Here is an 18,392-nt window from a genome sequence, read left to right as displayed (position 1 = left end):
TAAATTTTTAAAAATTCTCCATCTTCTTTTAGATAACAGGTTGCTAAGCCAAAAACACAGTAATCATCAATTGAAATATCAGGTACGTTAGGAGATAAAGTTATAGTTGCCATAAACGCGAGATAAAATTCTGTAATGAAGAATAACTCAAGCAGTCCTATCAGTTATTGGCAGTGATGATCGTGTCTATTAATTTATCTCGCCGCATATAAAGCAGCACCAATTAGTCCAACCTTAGAGTTTAAAACGATATATACAGGAATCTTTTGCATTAACGTTTTCATCCGTCCTTTTGCATGAAATGCTTTAAGAAAATCTCCCTGTCGCATCAAGGGTAATATTTTGGCCGCAAAACCGCCAACAACGTATAATCCCCCGTAAGGTAATAATTTGAGGGCTAAGTTCCCTGCTTCTGCACCATAGGCTTCAACGAACAATTGCATCGCTTGTTGACAAAGGTAATCGTCTTTTTTTATAGCTTTTTTGGAAATTTCATTCGATAAATCTATATTTTTGTCTAGGTCCTCTCGCCAAGTGTGATAAATTTGAGCTAATGTTTCTGATTCTTTATCGGGATAGCGATCACGTAAAAATTGATAAATAGTGGCAATTCCCTTCCCAGAAACTACCCTTTCTACCGATACCCGCTCTAAATTAGATTTTTTACTGATATAGTTAAGTAATTCAAATTCTAGGGCGGAACGAGGGGAAAAATCTGCGTGAGCTCCTTCTGAGGCAAAAACACGAGGATTTCCTGAGGTCAAAGGGACTAAAAAGCATTCTCCTAAACCAGTTCCAGCTCCTAAAATGGCAATCGGAGCTTGGGGATCAGACTGAACATCTTGTAAAATAAACAAGTCGTCAGAAGTTAGTCCTAAAATGCCATAGCCGATGGCAACATAGTCATTGATTAGGGTAACCTTGTTTAAGTATAGATCTTGTTGCAAGCGATCACCGTCTAAATACCAATTTAAATTGGTTAGTTCTGAAGTATTATTCACCACAGGACCAGCTATCCCAAAACAAGCTTTTTCTATCTTAAAAGATTGATTTAAGTTCTCAGTTGCCTCTTGAATAAACTTTTGTAACATCGGCACGAGATCGGAGTATTTTTGACTTGGATATGTTTTTTCATATAAGGTTGTTTGCTCTGGTACGTTGTTTGTATTGTCAGGAGATTCTGATTTAACTACACGTAAACTTGTTTTGGTTCCACCAACATCTCCGGCTAATAAAATACTCACGACAAGATTTCTCTCCGTTTAAAATTCAAAGTAAGGGTTCAAGAGGGAGCAATACTACTTACAATCTCTTAGGACTTAGAGCTAAAGTATATTGTAAAAATGCAATTGAAGGAAGAGTCGAGCAATAGATATTATATTAATAATAATTTAATTAATTAAAATGTGTTCTTAGTATTAATGGGCATTTTTAGGGGTCGCCTAAATTTCTATTTCTATTTAGCAATTGATATCGGATTCAATAGGAATAATGAGGCTCGTTGTGCCATTTTTTTAGAAAGTCTAATTTGAGTTAAAGTCACTAAACCATCTTTGACAAAAGAATCTCTAACTAAAAGTTTATCTCCGCTATTGAATTCGGTTTCGTAGAAAACTTTTTTTATACCAGCAGAAATAATTAATTTCAAACAAGAAATGCAGGGTTCTAAGGTAATATAAACAACCGAACCATCGGTGGTAATTCCATGTCTTGCTGCTTGGGCAATTGCGTTTGCTTCTGCATGAACCGCACGGGACGGTAAGCTGTTAGAAGCATTACAGCTACTTAATTCGCTATAACAAAATCCTTGGGCAGTACAGTGAACTGATCCTGACGGAGAACCATTATACCCTGTGGCTAATACTTGTCGATCTTTGACAATAACTGCACCGACAGGAAATGCTAAACAGGTTGATCTCGTTGCTGCTAGTTTAGCGATCATTAAAAAGTATTCATCCCAGGTTGGTCGTTGTTCTTCTAATAGTTTCATTAGCTATTCTGTATTTATTTTGTATAATTAGTTTTTTTGTTTTAGGAATTCTTATTCTAGGAATTATTTATTAATTTTAATTACATAGAAAATAAATTAAAAACCAGTTGAGCCAAATCCTCTAGGTCCTCTGGTTGTACCACTCAAATAATCTACTTCTTCAAGAGTAACTCGAATTACTGGAGCAATAACCATTTGAGCAATTCTCATTCCCTGTCTTACTTGAAAAGATGTTTTTCCATGATTAATTAAGATAACTCCAATCTCTCCTCGATATCCCTCATCGATAGTCCCTGGCGTATTTAAAACAGTGATTTTATGCTTTAATGCTAATCCACTTCTGGGACGTATTTGTGCCTCAGTATTTGGAGGTAATTCAATAGAAATCCCTATTTTAACTAATCGACTTTCTCCTGATTCAATTTCTACATCTTCTATAGAAATTAAATCAAGACCTGAATCATTGTTATGTTCATATCTAGGAATCACTGCTTGTTCTCTTAATTTTATAATTTTAAGTTTCATATACTCACGTTTGCTTTTCATTTTTTATAGATGTCTTTATCCCTTATGATAATCATTGTCAAAAAGAATAAATAGTTAATTTTTTGATCAAAAAATTAGAGGTTATAATTCTATTATCAGAATACAAGGAAAAATTTTAAAACCTATTTTAAAAAGTACATAATTCTTTCCTCTTAATGTATTTTTTGACAATCCAATAGTCTTATCGAGACTTAAAGGTGAGTTTTTAAAACTAAACTATTTTCTAAAATTTATCAAATCACATTCAAGCAAATACTTAAGGACAGAATATTTCTAATTATTTGCACATTTATTCTAACCACTTTTTTAAAAAGAGCACACTAGTATTTACTATAAGTTACTGAAAAAAATCTTTGACTTTTTTATTACTTTAGTTTATTCAGATAACATATATCTAACAAAGAATATCAATTAATTCTATGTAACTTTCACTTATTTGTTCAAGGTCTATTATATTTTCTTATAAAAATAAGAGTATAATGCACCTTTATTTATGAAAAATTTAATGGTAGATCTTGTTGGTAACAATTTAATTTCTTAACTAGACATAATTCTGCTTTTTGTAATTCTTTCCCTAAGTACATCGCATGTTCAATGTGAATACTAGGGGAATTTAAGGCAATTTTTTTATACAGTTTATGAGCAAGTTTACCTGAATAACAGTTGATAATTTCTCCTGAACCTGGAGTTAAATGTTCAACAACAATACGATTATCTTTTACCGAAATCACAAAGTTGCCACTGGGGTCATTAAAATTTTGTCTCTGATTTATTTTTGTATATTCAGTATCAATAATTTGTTGTGTATGTTCCCAGCAGTCACTATAAATATGTGCACTTTGACTAATAATAATTAGAGGTCCTAAAGTAAGACTATAATTGGATTTTGTGATAATTTTATCTTGGATAAATTGCTGCAAAAATCTTAATCCCATTGCATTAGATGGCCAAGCAGAAAACATATCATTACTACGAAATGTAGCAGTTAAAGATAATTCTTTATCAACAATTCTCACCCAAATATGATTAAGACAAGGAGGACTATCACTATCTTCATAATCGTTTACATCCCACAATGACATTACGGCTCTTGATGAATCAATATCTCCTGCCAATTTATTAATTAGTTGTTCAATTTGGTCTTGTCCAAACCATGATCTTAACCGTTGTCCGTATGTATATTTTACTCCTTCTTTTTTGGGTGCATCGTCTAATATTTGTTCAATATAATCTTTGAGATAATTTCTTTTAATAGGTAAATAATTAGGCTCAGGAAAATAAAACTCTGGTGGTTCATCGGTAACAATAGCTATTAGATCAATTAATTCTTGCCATTGTCCATAGATTGTCTGTCTAATTGTTCCTATTGTTTTAATTCTATGTAATACTTTAACCCAGGTTTCTGCAATAGTTTTTCCTTCAATCCGATGGCCATATCTAGGACCTGGTAAAACTGTTGGAGAACTTTTTCTTTCAGGAAAAGTTAACGGTTCACCCCAAGGTTCTATTTTAAATTGATTAAATTCTTTTATTATATTCATTACTTCTTCAATTGATTTTGCTTCTTTGAATTTTAAAGATTGACGCAAATTCTCTGAGACATCAGCAGGAATTTCAATGTCAATATATCCAGTTATCTTCGAATTGACTACCCATATATTTCTGCCTATATCGCTGATTCCTTGTCTAAAACCTTGTTGTAAGAAATCTAATAAACATTGACATCCTCCAGAATTTTTATCTTCTTTTGTTGCCTGTAAAATCACTAAATATCGGACATGAGGGTTAGCTAACAAATTACGAATTAAGGGACTAATTCCCCTAGTAGGACTATATAAATTACCAATAACTGCATAGTCTTCTGGGTTTAAACGTTTAGCTACTGACTGTCGAACTGTCCATCCAGTAATGATAGCAGTCTGTCCATGACCACAGATCAGTTGATTAGGTTGATAATGAGGAATATATTCAACTTGATATTTTGATTGAGTGATTCTCATGAATTAATTACTTATAATTAACTTGGTTTTAGCGAACCTTTTATGTAAAAAGTTACAACATGGATACAAAGTTTGAATATCAACAATCGCCTTCTAAAAAGCTGTAATTATTATACATCTAATACTCTATTAATGTTTATTTTGAAGTTAAATTATGTTAAGATTAGCACCCTGATTTAACTTATATCTATAATATTAGATATTTAACTCGGCTTAATAAATGAGACTCTAAATTTATAAAACTTAACCATTTATCACCCATTTTTTAGATCTAAAAAATGGGTGATAATTAAAATTAACAGCAACTTATATTTATTGTATTTAACTAGTGAAAAAATATGTTAATCAAAAATTAATCACTTTAATTACTATGAAATTATCTTTGATATATAATCTATTTATCTTGAAAAAGATTATTATTAAATTAGATACAATCAATACGTAAATAAATTTGCAGTAAATTTTAACTGTTATTTTTAAGATAGATACTAAAAAAATTAAAGCCATAATCTTTAAAATATTCTTACCTAGTAACATTAAGAATATAAATAAAAATAATAAAGTAATTTAAGAAAAAATAGAGATGATACTCTACAATTTAGATTAGATAAAGAATTGTAGGTTTTTCAAAAACCTACAAAAATAGTAAATTTTTAATAAAAATACCGTTTTTAAAACCCCAAAAGTTATTCTTTTGTGTTAAAAGTCAGTGTAATAATTATAGAAATAAAAAAATAGAGACAACGAATAGCTAAACGTTTTTTGAAAACATATTTTTACTAAAATTAAAAATAGCAATATAGATTTTAAAAATTTTTTTTTAAAAAAATTATCAATCAATATCATAAGTTGAAGTAGCAACAAATTTATTCCATTGAATGAAACAAGTAAATGCTCAATTGGGTACTTAACGAAAAATAATTTAAATACAAAATAAAGAGCTTAAAAATAATAGTTAAAAATTTAGTATTGATAATAAATTAATGGTAAATAACAACAAACATATATTAATTAATAATAACTCAAAAAAATAATAAAAAGCTAAGTCAAACTAAGTATATAACACCTCGTTAGTTATTTTAAAACTACAGTAATATAGAACAAGTTTTTAAAACACCGAAAAATAGTTATCAGGAATATTGAAACTAGCTTTAGAATTTTAAAACTTATTTATCATAGCTAAAAACCTGTGGGATGGTTATATGTTGCATTGAAAAAAATATTATCTATCTTGCAGAAAAAATAGAAGGTATTAACAATAAATTTGAGGTTGACAAAAAGAGAGCTTATGGACTTAGAAAATTTGTGAATTTTAAACTTTAAAGTGTTTTGTTTTTGCACGTCACTAGTTGATTCTACATTATTTCAGTTTTATATAACATTAGGGTTTAATAAAAATTAAAAGTTTCTTGAAGATAAGTTAAAATCTTCTTATGTATTGCTTCTATAGATTCAGTTCCATCTACTTTAAATATTTTCCCTTCATAAGTTTTAAAAATATTTTCGTAGTTATGTCTAACTTTTCTAAGTTTTTTTGCTGTCTCATATATTTCTTTGGCAGAAGAATTACTTAGTCTAGACAAAGCTATTTTTAATGGAATATCGATATAAAAAACCACATCAGGATCAGGAAATTCTTGGTTCAATGTTGCTACAAAAGTAAATTTTTTTTTAGTATTGCAATTATAAGCTAAAGATGAAAAATAATAACGGGTTGCTACGACATGAGTATGGTCTTTATTAATTAATTTATAAACTCCATTGATGTCATTAAATAAATGATAATGCCTGTCGGCAGTAAATAAATAAGCCATTTGTTCATCAAAGCTTTCTTTCTGTTTAATGGCAATGATTTTACTTTGCATAGCTTCACGAATTAATCTACCAATTGGCCCATCAGTAGGTTCAGAGCTAATAACAGCTTGCTGTTGGTGAGCAAGAAAATAGTTTTTTAATAATTCTGCTTGAGTCGACTTCCCTGCCTTGTCAATTCCTTCTAATACAATAAACAATGATTTCATAGTCATCTCATATTAAATCAGTATAGTAGTACGTACTGCTCCAATGACAGCGATGCCTTAATCTTGAATACTCTTTGTCAATAGGAGACTTCTAAAACCCCCTATGTAGGTAGGGTAATTATATTAAGGATGGAAAAATTTCTACTTAATTCCACTTCTAAAAAGAAAAGGGGCACGACTACGACCCCTGATATCTAGGGTTTTGGGACTGACATCACCAATTTGTTTCCTATATAGTAAAGGCGTCCATACCAAGGAGTAACCACCAAGATGTTTAGCAAAACAACTACTGTTAACGAAAACGTTATCGTTATTCGTAACTATATCATTCTCGCGACTACTGTCATGATAATGAGTTCTGGCTTAGTTGATACTTTTGTATCTCCTTTTCGTGCTGCTCAACAAAATCGTCTCGATAATTATGGACGTTATGTAAGTGCCGGACTGGTTGCTCAAGCTCAAAAATTTAGCCGTTAATTAAAATAAGTCGAATAATTTAAAAATCTGATAATAAATTAATAGTCACAAAAATATTTTTACAAAACCAATAATAAAATTTTTAGTCAAACTAATTTATTTTTTAAAATTAATATAATTTTCATAAATTTTAAATAAATGGTTACACCTGATTTAGGATATAAAATTAACTAATTATATGCTAAATTTTAAATTTTAAAAATTTAAAAATACAAGATTTATAAATACATAAGCTCTCCTATTAATAAGCTTTAATGTATTGTTAATACTTTTTCCTATCTATTTAGTTGTCCTTTGAGTAAGAATAGAAAATAATTACTCCAACTTAACACCTGATTATTCCACAATTAGGTGCAAGTAATAAAATTTTTAATACCAATCAGCCTATTTTACTAATCTTAATACTTGATCTAGGCTTTACTAAAAAAATATTCTAACTTCGTTTTTAATTTAGTCAATTTTTAATATAATCGATGATGTTCTATAAACCTACTTTAATTTATACTTTTTTAGTCCAATTTTATTTATTTTGAAGTAAAATAAATTGTTTTCTTAGAAAAAGTTTATTATTAAAATAACTAATTCAGAATAAACTACTATTTTTACTTTTATTTTTATTTAAAATTCTCTTATCTTTAAAAACTAGTTACTTTAATACATTTTTTATGTCTTTTTTAATATTTTTTCTCCAAAACCTTAGACATTTTATCTTTTGTGGCTCTTTAAATTATTTTATATATAAAATATATGAATATCCCTCCTTAAAAAATCAGCTAATTGCTTCCCCTGTTTAAAAGTTAATTTTTTGTTAACATATCGCTTATACAAACCCAACCATAAATAGTAGGGTTAACCGTCTTAACCTAAAAATTTATCATATTTACAATGTTTTATATGACTTTACTACACTTATTCCTAAACAATGCAACCGACTAATCCTAATCAATTTACTGAAAAGGCATGGGAGGCTATTGTCCGAACTCCCGATATTGCTAAACAACATAGTCATCAACAAATTGAAAGTGAACACCTGATGGCATCTCTTTTAGAACTAGAAGGTTTAGCTACCAACATCTTTAATAAAGCGGATATTAGTATTCAACATCTGCAAGACCGAATCGAAGAATTTATCAATCGTCAACCCAAAGTATCTAACCTTGGTAAGTCTATTTACTTAGGACGGAGTCTAGATAGTCTTCTTGACAGGTCTGAACAATTTCGTAAAGACTTTGGAGATGATTATATTTCTGTTGAGCATTTGTTGTTAGCCTATGTTAAAGATGACCGTTTCGGTCAAGATTTACTACAAGAATTTGGTCTCAATGAAGCTCAATTAAAAAAGATTATTCAACAAGTCAGAGGAACTCAAAAAGTGACTAGCCAAAACCCTGAAGAGACATACGAATCGTTAAAAAAATATGGTCGAGATTTAACTCAATTAGCGCGAGAAGGTAAACTCGATCCTGTTATTGGAAGAGATGATGAAATCCGTCGAACTATTCAAATTCTTTCTCGTAGAACTAAAAATAACCCTGTCTTAATTGGGGAACCTGGAGTTGGTAAAACTGCTATCGTTGAAGGGTTGGCACAACGAATTATTAGCCGTGATGTCCCTGAATCTTTACGAGATCGAAAGTTAATTGCCTTGGACATGGGAGCATTAATTGCCGGGGCAAAATACCGTGGAGAATTTGAAGAACGTCTTAAAGCAGTTCTCAAAGAAGTTACAGATTCTCAAGGGGAGATTATCATGTTCATTGACGAAATTCACACCGTTGTTGGAGCGGGAGCAACTCAAGGAGCTATGGATGCAGGGAACCTCTTAAAACCTAAGTTAGCACGTGGACAATTGCGCTGTATTGGGGCAACAACCCTCGATGAATATCGTAAGTATATCGAAAAAGACGCTGCTTTAGAACGGCGTTTTCAAGAGGTCATAGTTAATGAACCAAATGTAGTCGATACTATCTCTATTTTACGGGGACTGAAAGAACGTTATGAAGTCCATCACGGGGTCAAAATTGCCGATACTGCTTTGGTTGCTGCGGCCATGTTATCTAACCGTTATATTAGTGATCGTTTTTTACCAGATAAAGCTATTGACCTAGTAGATGAGTCAGCCGCTAAATTAAAGATAGAAATTACTTCTAAACCCGAGGAATTAGATGAAGTAGATCGCAAAGTTATTCAGTTAGAAATGGAACGATTATCCTTACACAAAGAAGTAGATACTGTTTCTCTAGAAAGGTTGGAAAAACTTGATAAAGAACTTGTAGAGTTAAAAGAAGAACAGTCACAACTTAATGCTCAATGGCAATTAGAAAAAGAAGCTATTGATGAAATTAGTCAAACAAAAGAAACTATCGACCAAATAAACTTAGAAATTCAACAAGCAGAGCGAGATTATGACCTTAATAAAGCAGCAGAACTGCGATATGGAAAACTAATAGATTTACAGCAACAGATTAAGGAACTTGAAATAAAAATTGCAGAACGTCAAACTACTGGAAAAACTTTATTACGGGAAGAAGTTTTAGAATCAGATATTGCTGAGATTATTTCTAAATGGACAGGAATTCCTATTAGCAAGTTGGTAGAATCAGAGAAAGAAAAATTACTTTATTTAGAAGATGAAATCCATAAACGATTGATTGGACAAGAAGAGGCTGTAACTGCTGTTTCAGAAGCTATTCAACGTTCTCGCGCTGGACTTTCTGATCCTAGTCGCCCTACTGCAAGTTTTATTTTTCTTGGTCCTACAGGGGTCGGTAAGACTGAATTAGCTAAGGCATTAGCCGAGAATCTTTTTGATACGGAAGAAGCCTTAGTTCGTATCGATATGTCTGAATATATGGAGAAACATACAGTATCCCGTTTAATGGGTGCGCCTCCGGGGTATGTTGGCTATGATGAAGGGGGACAATTAACAGAAGCTATTCGCCGTCGTCCTTACTCTGTAATTTTGTTTGATGAAATCGAGAAAGCCCATAACGATGTTTTTAATCTCATGTTACAAATTCTCGATGATGGGCGATTAACTGACGCTCAAGGTCATGTGGTAGATTTCAAGAATACCATTATTATCATGACCAGTAATATTGGATCGCAATACATCTTAGATGTAGCTGGAGATGATTCTTTTTATAAGGAAATGCGTTCTCGTGTGATGGATGCAATGTCTAATAGTTTTCGTCCTGAATTTCTTAATCGTATCGATGAAATCATTATCTTCCACGGATTGCAAAAGTATCAATTACAAAAAATCGTTGACATCCAGATTCAGTTATTAAAAACACGATTAGCTGAGCAAAAAATTAACCTAAAGCTATCGGAATTAGCTTTAGATTTTCTAACAGAAATAGGCTACGACCCAGTGTATGGGGCAAGACCATTAAAACGAGCAATAAAAAAATATTTAGAAACTGCGATAGCTAAGTCAATTTTACGGGAAGAATTTAAAGCAGGAGATACTATTTTTGTAGATTTAGAAAATGAAAAACTGACGTTTAAATGTTTGTCTGATATGATCATAAGTGAATAGTTGAACTGATAAAGTAGATAAGATTTATCCTATCTAATAAAAACTAGAGACTAGAAGTTAAAATAGATAGCTATCTTTCTATACTAAGAATGATAGCTTCAGTATCTGATAACTTGTAAACCTCTTAATTTTGACTATATTCTGCATTCCAGAATCACCAAAAATTAATTATTGGTGATTCTGGAAACTTTGTGTATCAATACTTTTAATTTTTGTTTATTAAATTTCACCCAACCTTTTGTATAAAAAAATAAAATATATAAACAAAGTGTAATTATTAATCATAAGCTTATAATAGCTATAGTTATTATATAGACATTGTTATATCAGGGTTTTCGTTTCAATTAAATTAAGTTTAGTATTTAGTGCTATAGGTATTAAGCCAGTGGAAAGGCAGAGTTGAGCACAAAATAGTTATATATTTTGACATACCTACTATTGATAATTATTTTTTTTTATATTTTGTATATTGACATATTAGGCTCGCTATAATTAAGAATTTTGATATATATTCATATATACACTTCTAAACCCCATGGAATATTCACTAATAAACTGTCCAGTTTTAGATTCATAAAAATCGCATACGATAATAATAAAGTCTTATCTCTTGATCTAATTCCTGTCCCCTATATCTAAACCGTACATTAACATTACTCTCCGTCTCAGAAGTTATCTGACTAAGCCTATCGTAAGCAACATGTACTTCATTATTGGCGAAGTGTATAACTTGTGCTATTTCTCTTTTTTTATCATCATCAATTAACTTAGCTGCCCTTTTATCATAGATTTGTTGTCTAACACATAAGTTGACCAGTCACCGCATTACTGACAACTGGTCACTACTATTAATTATCAACCATTTCCTAAGCCATTACCATCCCGCCATCAACATTGAACACCTGTCCAGTAATATAAGAAGCGGCTGGATCAGTAGCCAAAAAACGAACCATTCCGGCTACTTCTTGAGGCATTCCATAACGACCAAGGGGAATAAATTTAATTATGTCTTGAGACTTAACATCCTTAGTCATATCCGTCGTAATAAACCCCGGTGCAACTGCATTAATCGTCACACCACGACCAGCTAATTCCTTGGCTACGGTTTTTGTCAATCCAATTACGCCAGCTTTAGCTGCGCTATAATTAGCTTGACCTGGATTACCGATTTGTCCAGAAACTGAGACAATATTAACAACCCGCCCCTGCTTCTGTTTTAACATTAGTTTAGTGACAGCTTTGGTACAGAGAAACACCCCTGTTAAATTAAGATCGATCACTTCTTGCCACTGTTCAAGTTTCATCCGTACGAGAAGAGTGTCGTGGGTAATTCCAGCATTATTCACTAAAACATCAATCCTTCCGAATTGCTCTAAGGTAGTTTTAATTAGAGTATCAACCTCTTCAGTTTTGGAAACATCTCCTTGAACTGCAATCGCTTTTCCTCCTTTATCAATAATACTTTGTACTACTTCCTCGGCGGCTGTGCTCGAACGAGCGTAGTTGACCACCACTTTTAGTCCTGTAGATCCTAAAGACAGAGCGATCGCCCGACCAATTCCCCGTGATGCCCCTGTAACGATCGAAACTTGTTCCGTTAAATCTACTTGACTATTCACCATAATCATTCTCTCTAATTAAATCTTGCTAAACACTATATTACGGGTTCAGGGAACATTTATTTGAAAGTAGCTAGAGTATTACATATACTTTTAAATAAATGTTCCTACTTTTCTCTCTATATTTAGTTTCTCGGCTTTCAAGTCTTCTATATTATTTTGTGAATTAAAATATTGATATAATCCTAAAAATTTATATTGATATAAGCATAATTTATCTTTAATCTCTTTGTAGGTTGTAAGCCTGATTATAACTATTTTTTAAAACTTATTTAAGTAGTATTTATGTTGTTTTTTTTAGATCCACTTAATACTAAATTTAGTAAAAATTTTAGTATTAAAATTACTATATTCTTGAATATACTGCTATAGTTATTTGGTCAATCCCAATTTATTGTTATTATTTTTTATAAAGTGATATCTAGTGTTTCTTCTTATAAAAGTTACTATAAATATGCTTTAAACATTCAGGATACTCATTATATTAACGTCTGTATTAAAGCTTTTTTCTGTTAAATTATAGACATTTGTTATGGATTAAATATCCGACTCTTGAAGTTAAATTTGCTAACATCTATTGTTACTCAGCTCCTGTAATTTTAGGGTTTTACGCGAAAATACAAAAAATAAAAAATTAATTACTTTTTAAATTCTCAAACATCAATTTCATAATAAATGACTGCTTAAGTAACCCTCGCAAAGTAGCAACAGCAAAGTAACCATATATATATTAATGAATATCTAATAATATAAGATGCCAATATTTATTTAGAAGGTTAAACCTATTTATATAGAACAAAAAATATTAGTTATATCACTATGTAACATCAGTAATATATAGTTTTACACGACTAATAGCAGAACTGATTATAATGTAATCGTGGTCATTAATGATGTATCATACTGAGATACATCATCAGTCATACATTGTTGTAATTCTTGTTGAAAAAATTCTTACTACTTTTTTTCAAACAGAGTAATGAAAATTTTGAACTAGAAAATCAAGCAATAACGAAAGAATAAGTTTAAACTAAATGACCAGTGATTAATCCTACTGGCAAGTTCTAAATGGTGATTGCTATGTTGTCTCACCATTACCCCTGTTCTCCTAAAGCAGTCCTCTATGATTAACCCCTTTGACTCAGAAGAAATCGCCGCAGAAGGTATCAAACCTCAGGAATATGAAGAAATTGTTCAAAGACTAGGACGCCATCCTAACAAGGCGGAATTAGGAATGTTTGGGGTTATGTGGTCAGAACACTGTTGCTATAAAAATTCTCGCCCCTTGCTAAAACAATTCCCCACAAAAGGAGATCGCATTCTCGTTGGACCAGGAGAAAATGCAGGGGTCGTAAATTTGGAGGATGGACTACAATTAGCTTTTAAAATTGAATCCCATAACCATCCTTCTGCGGTCGAGCCTTTTCAAGGGGCAGCCACAGGGGTCGGTGGTATCCTCAGAGACATTTTTACAATGGGAGCGCGTCCTATAGCTTGTTTGAACTCTCTGCGCTTTGGTAATTTGGAAGACGCCAAAACCCGAAAATTATTTATCGGGATAGTTGAAGGAATCTCTCATTATGGAAATGCAGTTGGAGTTCCTACTATAGGAGGTGAAATTTATTTTGATACTGCTTATAGCGGCAATCCTCTAGTTAACGTTATGGCCCTGGGGTTGATGGAAACTTCCGAAATTATTAAATCTGGGGCATCAGGCATTGGCAACCCAGTTTTATACGTCGGTTCAACTACTGGAAGAGATGGCATGAGAGGAGCGAGTTTTGCTAGTGCGGAACTGACGGTCCAATCTATCGATGATCGCCCTGCAGTACAGGTTGGAGATCCTTTTTTAGAAAAATCTTTAATTGAAGCTTGTTTGGAAGCCTTTAAAACCGGTGCAGTTGTCGCCGCCCAGGATATGGGTGCAGCAGGAATTACCTGTTCCACCTCAGAAATGGCAGCTAATGGAGAGGTGGGAGTTGAATTAGACTTAGATAAAATTCCTGTACGAGAAACCGGAATGGTTCCCTACGAATACCTGTTGTCAGAGTCTCAAGAAAGGATGTTATTTGTTGTCAAAAAAGGTAGGGAACAAGAATTAATTGAGATTTTTCACCGTTGGGAACTGCAAGCAGTGGTTGCAGGAACCGTTATTAGTGAACCCATTGTTAGGATATTATTTAAAGGAGAAATTGCTGCTGAAATTCCAGCTACGGCCTTAGTCAATAATACTCCTATTTATCATCGAAAACTACCAGACAATCCCCCTAAGTATGTCCAAAAGGCTTGGCAGTGGACAGCTAAAAATTTACCTGATTGCACAGTAAATGGGATTGAGATTAACGGGCAATTGAAGACTTGGAATGAAATTCTTTTAGACCTATTAGATACTCCCACTATTGCCTCAAAAAAATGGGTCTATAGTCAATATGATCACCAGGTTCAGAATAATACTGTGATCTTGCCTGGAGAAGCTGATGCGGCGATAATTCGTATTCGTCCTATTGAAGCAAACCCAAACACCTGTCAGATTGGGATTGCGGCTACTACTGACTGTAATTCCCGTTATGTTTATCTTGACCCCTACGAAGGGGCGAAAGCCGCCGTAGCTGAGGCTGCTAGAAATTTAAGTTGTGTGGGCGCAGAACCTTTAGCAGTTACGGATAATCTCAATTTTGGTAGTCCTGAAAACCCTACTGGATATTGGCAATTAGCTTTAGCTTGTGAGGGTATTTCTGAAGCTTGTCGAGATTTAAATACTCCGGTGACTGGAGGAAATGTTTCCCTTTACAATGAAACCCTTGATTCTGCCGGAAAACCTCAGCCTGTTTATCCTACTCCAGTCATAGGCATGGTGGGTTTAATTCCTGACATCACCAAAATATGTAGTCAAGGGTGGCAAAAAGTAGGGGATTTAATTTATGTTTTGGGAATAGGAAATAAACCTACCTTAGGGGGGTCAGAATATTTAGCTAGCTTGCACGGGATAGTAGCAGGGAAGCCACCTAAAGTAAACATTAATACTGAAATATTAGTACAAAAAGTATGCCGTAATGCCATTCGTCAAGGTTGGGTACAATCTGCTCATGATTGTTCAGAAGGTGGACTAGGTGTTGCCTTGGCAGAATGTTGCATTAGTGGCAGATTAGGAGCAGAGATTTTCCTACAAGTGGAAGATGAGAAACGACTTGATGAATTATTATTTGGAGAAGTAACTGGACAAATAATTGTTTCTGTTAGCCTCATCAATCAAAATAAATTGGAAACCTATTTAAATCAAGAGTTAGGTAAAAATTGGCAAAAAATAGGTCAAACCTCCGCTAAAAGTTTAAATATCACTGCTTCTGACAACTTGTCTTTGGTTAACTTAGATATCAAGCAGATGCTTAAACTCTGGTCAACGGCAATTGAAAGAAAGTTGAAAGTTTAAACTTAAATAAAAGCATAAACGTCTCCAATAGACTTTTATACTTAAGTTTTTTAAATGTTTAAACACAGCTTAGTGTTCTCGTTCTCATTAATTAAATTTTATAAAGATAGAAAAAAATATGCAGAAGTACAATTAATAGCAGATTGTTGACTCACGTTATAATAGTTTTTATAAAAATTTAGTCGGTATTGTCAAGCATCTAATTAATATTGGATGCTCGACAATAGTTTAAAGTTAGTATCACTGGTCTATACAAATTAGAGGGCTACACCCTATAATCGTTTAACCTTAGATAAAAACTTTGGTAAGAGATTAAGTTAAAGAGCTGTTAAAGCATGTTCGTGTATTCTTTACTGGACCGATTTGAGCAAGAGTTACCAGACCCGCCTCTTTCAGGAGCAAAATCCTATCCATGACCGCTAACGATCAGATTCTTAATGCTCATCAGCAACTGACTGATACCATTAACCCTCTCTATCGATTCTCTGAAAAACTCGAAGAAGCCTGTGGTGTTTTTGGACTTTATGCCCCCGAAAAAAGTGTTGCAAAACTAACATATTTTGGACTTTATGCCCTGCAGCATCGAGGACAAGAATCGGCTGGAATTGCCACTTTAGATGGAAATCGTGTTCACATTCACAAGGACATGGGGTTAGTTGCCCAAGTTTTTAAAGAATCTACTTTAAATAAATTGACTGGGAAAATAGCCATTGGACACACCCGCTATTCAACTACAGGATCTAGTCAAAAAGCTAACGCTCAACCTGCTGTTCTCAACACCCGTTTAGGTCATCTAGCTCTAGCACACAACGGCAACCTTGTTAACACTCTAGAGTTACGTCAGATCCTCACAAAACGAGGCTGTAACTTTAATACCAGCACCGATTCAGAGATGATTGCAGTGGCAATTGCCCAAGAAGTTGATAAGGGAAAAGAGTGGTTAGAAGCAGCTATTAGTGCGTTTCAACTGTGTTCTGGAGCCTATAGCTTAGCTATTGGAACTCCAGTGGGATTAATGGGAGTAAGAGATCCTAACGGTATTCGTCCCTTAGTTATCGGCATTTTGGAAGGAGATCCTGTTCGTTATGTCCTTGCCTCAGAAACTTGTGCCTTAGACATTATTGGAGCAGACTATCTACGGGATGTAGAACCAGGGGAATTAGTTTGGATTACCGAAAATGGCTTATCATCTTTCCACTGGGTAATTCAACCGAAACGGAAATTATGTATTTTTGAAATGATTTATTTTTCTCGTCCTGATAGCATAATGCACGGTGAAACTCTGTACAGTTATCGGGTACGTTTAGGGCGACAATTGGCGCGAGAATCTACTGTTGAAGCTGATTTAGTGATGGGAGTTCCTGATTCTGGTATTCCCGCAGCTATTGGATTTTCCCAGGTAACAGAAATTCCTTACGGGGAAGGATTAATAAAAAATCGTTATGTAGGAAGGACGTTTATCCAACCCACTCAACAGATGCGAGAGTTGGGGATTAAAATGAAGTTGAATACCCTTAAAGATGTACTTGTAGACAAACGAGTGATTATAGTAGATGATTCTATTGTACGAGGAACCACTAGTCGTAAAATTGTCAAAGCCTTGCGTGATGCTGGTGCTAAAGAAATACATATGAGGATTTCTTCCGCCCCTGTTACTCATCCATGTTTTTATGGGATTGATACTGATAGCCAAACTCAACTAGTAGCAGCCACCAAATCTGTTGCTGATATTGGAAGACAAATAGGAGTAGATTCTTTGGCTTATCTGAGCTGGCAAGGAATGTTAGAAGTAACGGAAGAAGATCCCAATAGTTTCTGTTCTGCTTGTTTTACCGGAGACTATCCTATTAGCATTCCCGAAATAGTTAAGCGCTCTAAGCTCCTTGTGGAAGAAGCAAAAACGTGATTTAATTTATTTAAAAATAATTAGCAGGTTGATCTTAATTATTTAAAATAAATTGAATAAGACCAATAAGTTTTGGCACTGATGTTTAAGTTTAAGAGGATGGAACAGTAAAAAAATTGCAGATTTGATAAATATATTAAAAAATATCTTTTAAGGAAATAATTTCTGTATCAATAATTAGAGGAAAAGAATAATTGTTGGATTATCCGAGAAGTAAAAATAAATAATTTGGCAAGAATAAAGGTATAATATCCCTTAAAGAGGGAGAGCTTAGAAAAGAATAAAAGAACTGATAATAGTCAACAATTATTTAATGTCTTAAAACAGTTTATACTGAACCTGTTATGTGAATACAAAAAATATAAAATAAAGAAAAATTTTAATTATCAATGATGAGTTTGTCAAAAACATAATTATGGTGTAGATTCCATTTAGGAATAGTTTGATTTGTCAAAAAAATAGACCGAATAGAAACTTGGATTTATTTTGGTTCAGCCACCATAAATTCCATGAAAACAATAAATTAACTATCGAAGATTGGCTTTGCCTTGAGAAGAGAGCGCCGTCAATCTCAGGGTTAATCATCGTCAATGGAGTTATTGAACAAAAAATAGAAATAATACTTGAAGATTTAGGTCAAAAATTACAGATATCAAAACCGTAGCAGTTGAAATAGTTTACATTTGATTAAATTGCTATAATTAAAAGACAGGGAAGTTATCATACTAAATTTAATTGCCATACTATCATGAAAAAAATACGGAAAATTTAACTCATTATCATTGATATAATTTTTAATTTTTTTTTTATTTATTGATATAGCTATATATCTATTTCAACTTCTGAATATCTTTTATCTAGT

11 protein-coding genes are annotated in these 18,392 nt (G+C 32.9%); 5 read left to right on the top strand and 6 right to left on the bottom strand.

Translation table 11 applies throughout. The features are described 5' to 3' along the window. Positions 1-194: 194 nt before the first annotated feature. The 4 genes from ETSB_RS08595 to ETSB_RS08580 form a co-directional block, all read right to left on the bottom strand. A complete protein-coding gene (locus ETSB_RS08595; RefSeq protein WP_044107462.1) occupies positions 195-1,244 on the bottom strand; it encodes a glucokinase in 1,050 nt (349 codons plus the stop codon). Positions 1,245-1,456: 212 nt separating this feature from the next. Then, a complete protein-coding gene (locus ETSB_RS08590) occupies positions 1,457-1,990 on the bottom strand; it encodes a deoxycytidylate deaminase (protein ID WP_044107461.1) in 534 nt (177 codons plus the stop codon). A 96-nt stretch (positions 1,991-2,086) separates the two neighbouring features. After that, on the bottom strand, positions 2,087-2,515 hold the full coding sequence (gene dut / locus ETSB_RS08585) for a dUTP diphosphatase (RefSeq protein ID WP_084220225.1): 429 nt from the start codon (positions 2,513-2,515) through the stop codon (positions 2,087-2,089). Between the two features lie 512 nt (positions 2,516-3,027). Beyond that, positions 3,028-4,536 carry a thymidylate synthase gene (locus ETSB_RS08580; protein WP_044107458.1) on the bottom strand — a complete coding sequence of 503 codons (1,509 nt, stop codon included), beginning with the start codon at positions 4,534-4,536 and terminating at the stop codon, positions 3,028-3,030. Between the two features lie 1,194 nt (positions 4,537-5,730). Here ETSB_RS08580 and ETSB_RS10965 point away from each other — a divergent pair. Continuing rightward, positions 5,731-5,859, top strand: coding sequence for a transposase (locus ETSB_RS10965; RefSeq protein ID WP_145972258.1), 129 nt, complete (start codon positions 5,731-5,733; stop codon positions 5,857-5,859). A gap of 65 nt (positions 5,860-5,924) precedes the next feature. Here the strand turns inward: ETSB_RS10965 and tmk are convergent, their stop codons facing one another. Next, the gene (tmk, locus tag ETSB_RS08575; protein ID WP_044107457.1) at positions 5,925-6,557 is read right to left on the bottom strand and encodes a dTMP kinase; all 633 of its coding nucleotides are present in this window, start codon (positions 6,555-6,557) and stop codon (positions 5,925-5,927) included. A gap of 270 nt (positions 6,558-6,827) precedes the next feature. Between tmk and ETSB_RS08570 the strand changes: the two genes are divergently transcribed. Continuing rightward, on the top strand, positions 6,828-7,034 hold the full coding sequence (locus tag ETSB_RS08570) for a hypothetical protein (protein ID WP_044107456.1): 207 nt from the start codon (positions 6,828-6,830) through the stop codon (positions 7,032-7,034). A gap of 922 nt (positions 7,035-7,956) precedes the next feature. Continuing rightward, positions 7,957-10,575, top strand: coding sequence for an ATP-dependent chaperone ClpB (gene clpB, locus ETSB_RS08565; protein ID WP_044107455.1), 2,619 nt, complete (start codon positions 7,957-7,959; stop codon positions 10,573-10,575). A gap of 866 nt (positions 10,576-11,441) precedes the next feature. Here the strand turns inward: clpB and fabG are convergent. Continuing rightward, the gene (gene fabG, locus ETSB_RS08560; protein ID WP_044107707.1) at positions 11,442-12,197 is read right to left on the bottom strand and encodes a 3-oxoacyl-[acyl-carrier-protein] reductase; all 756 of its coding nucleotides are present in this window, start codon (positions 12,195-12,197) and stop codon (positions 11,442-11,444) included. Positions 12,198-13,317: 1,120 nt separating this feature from the next. Between fabG and purL the strand changes: the two genes are divergently transcribed. After that, positions 13,318-15,624 carry a phosphoribosylformylglycinamidine synthase subunit PurL gene (gene purL, locus ETSB_RS08555; RefSeq protein ID WP_044107453.1) on the top strand — a complete coding sequence of 769 codons (2,307 nt, stop codon included), beginning with the start codon at positions 13,318-13,320 and terminating at the stop codon, positions 15,622-15,624. 412 nt (positions 15,625-16,036) lie between these two features. Further along, the gene (purF, locus tag ETSB_RS08550) at positions 16,037-17,530 is read left to right on the top strand and encodes an amidophosphoribosyltransferase (protein WP_044107451.1); all 1,494 of its coding nucleotides are present in this window, start codon (positions 16,037-16,039) and stop codon (positions 17,528-17,530) included. Positions 17,531-18,392: the final 862 nt, after the last annotated feature.

The organism is cyanobacterium endosymbiont of Epithemia turgida isolate EtSB Lake Yunoko (assembly GCF_000829235.1).
GTDB lineage: Bacteria > Cyanobacteriota > Cyanobacteriia > Cyanobacteriales > Microcystaceae > Rippkaea.
The sequence above is the reverse complement of the archived record's forward strand: the minus strand, read 5'-3'. Positions and strand labels throughout refer to the sequence as shown.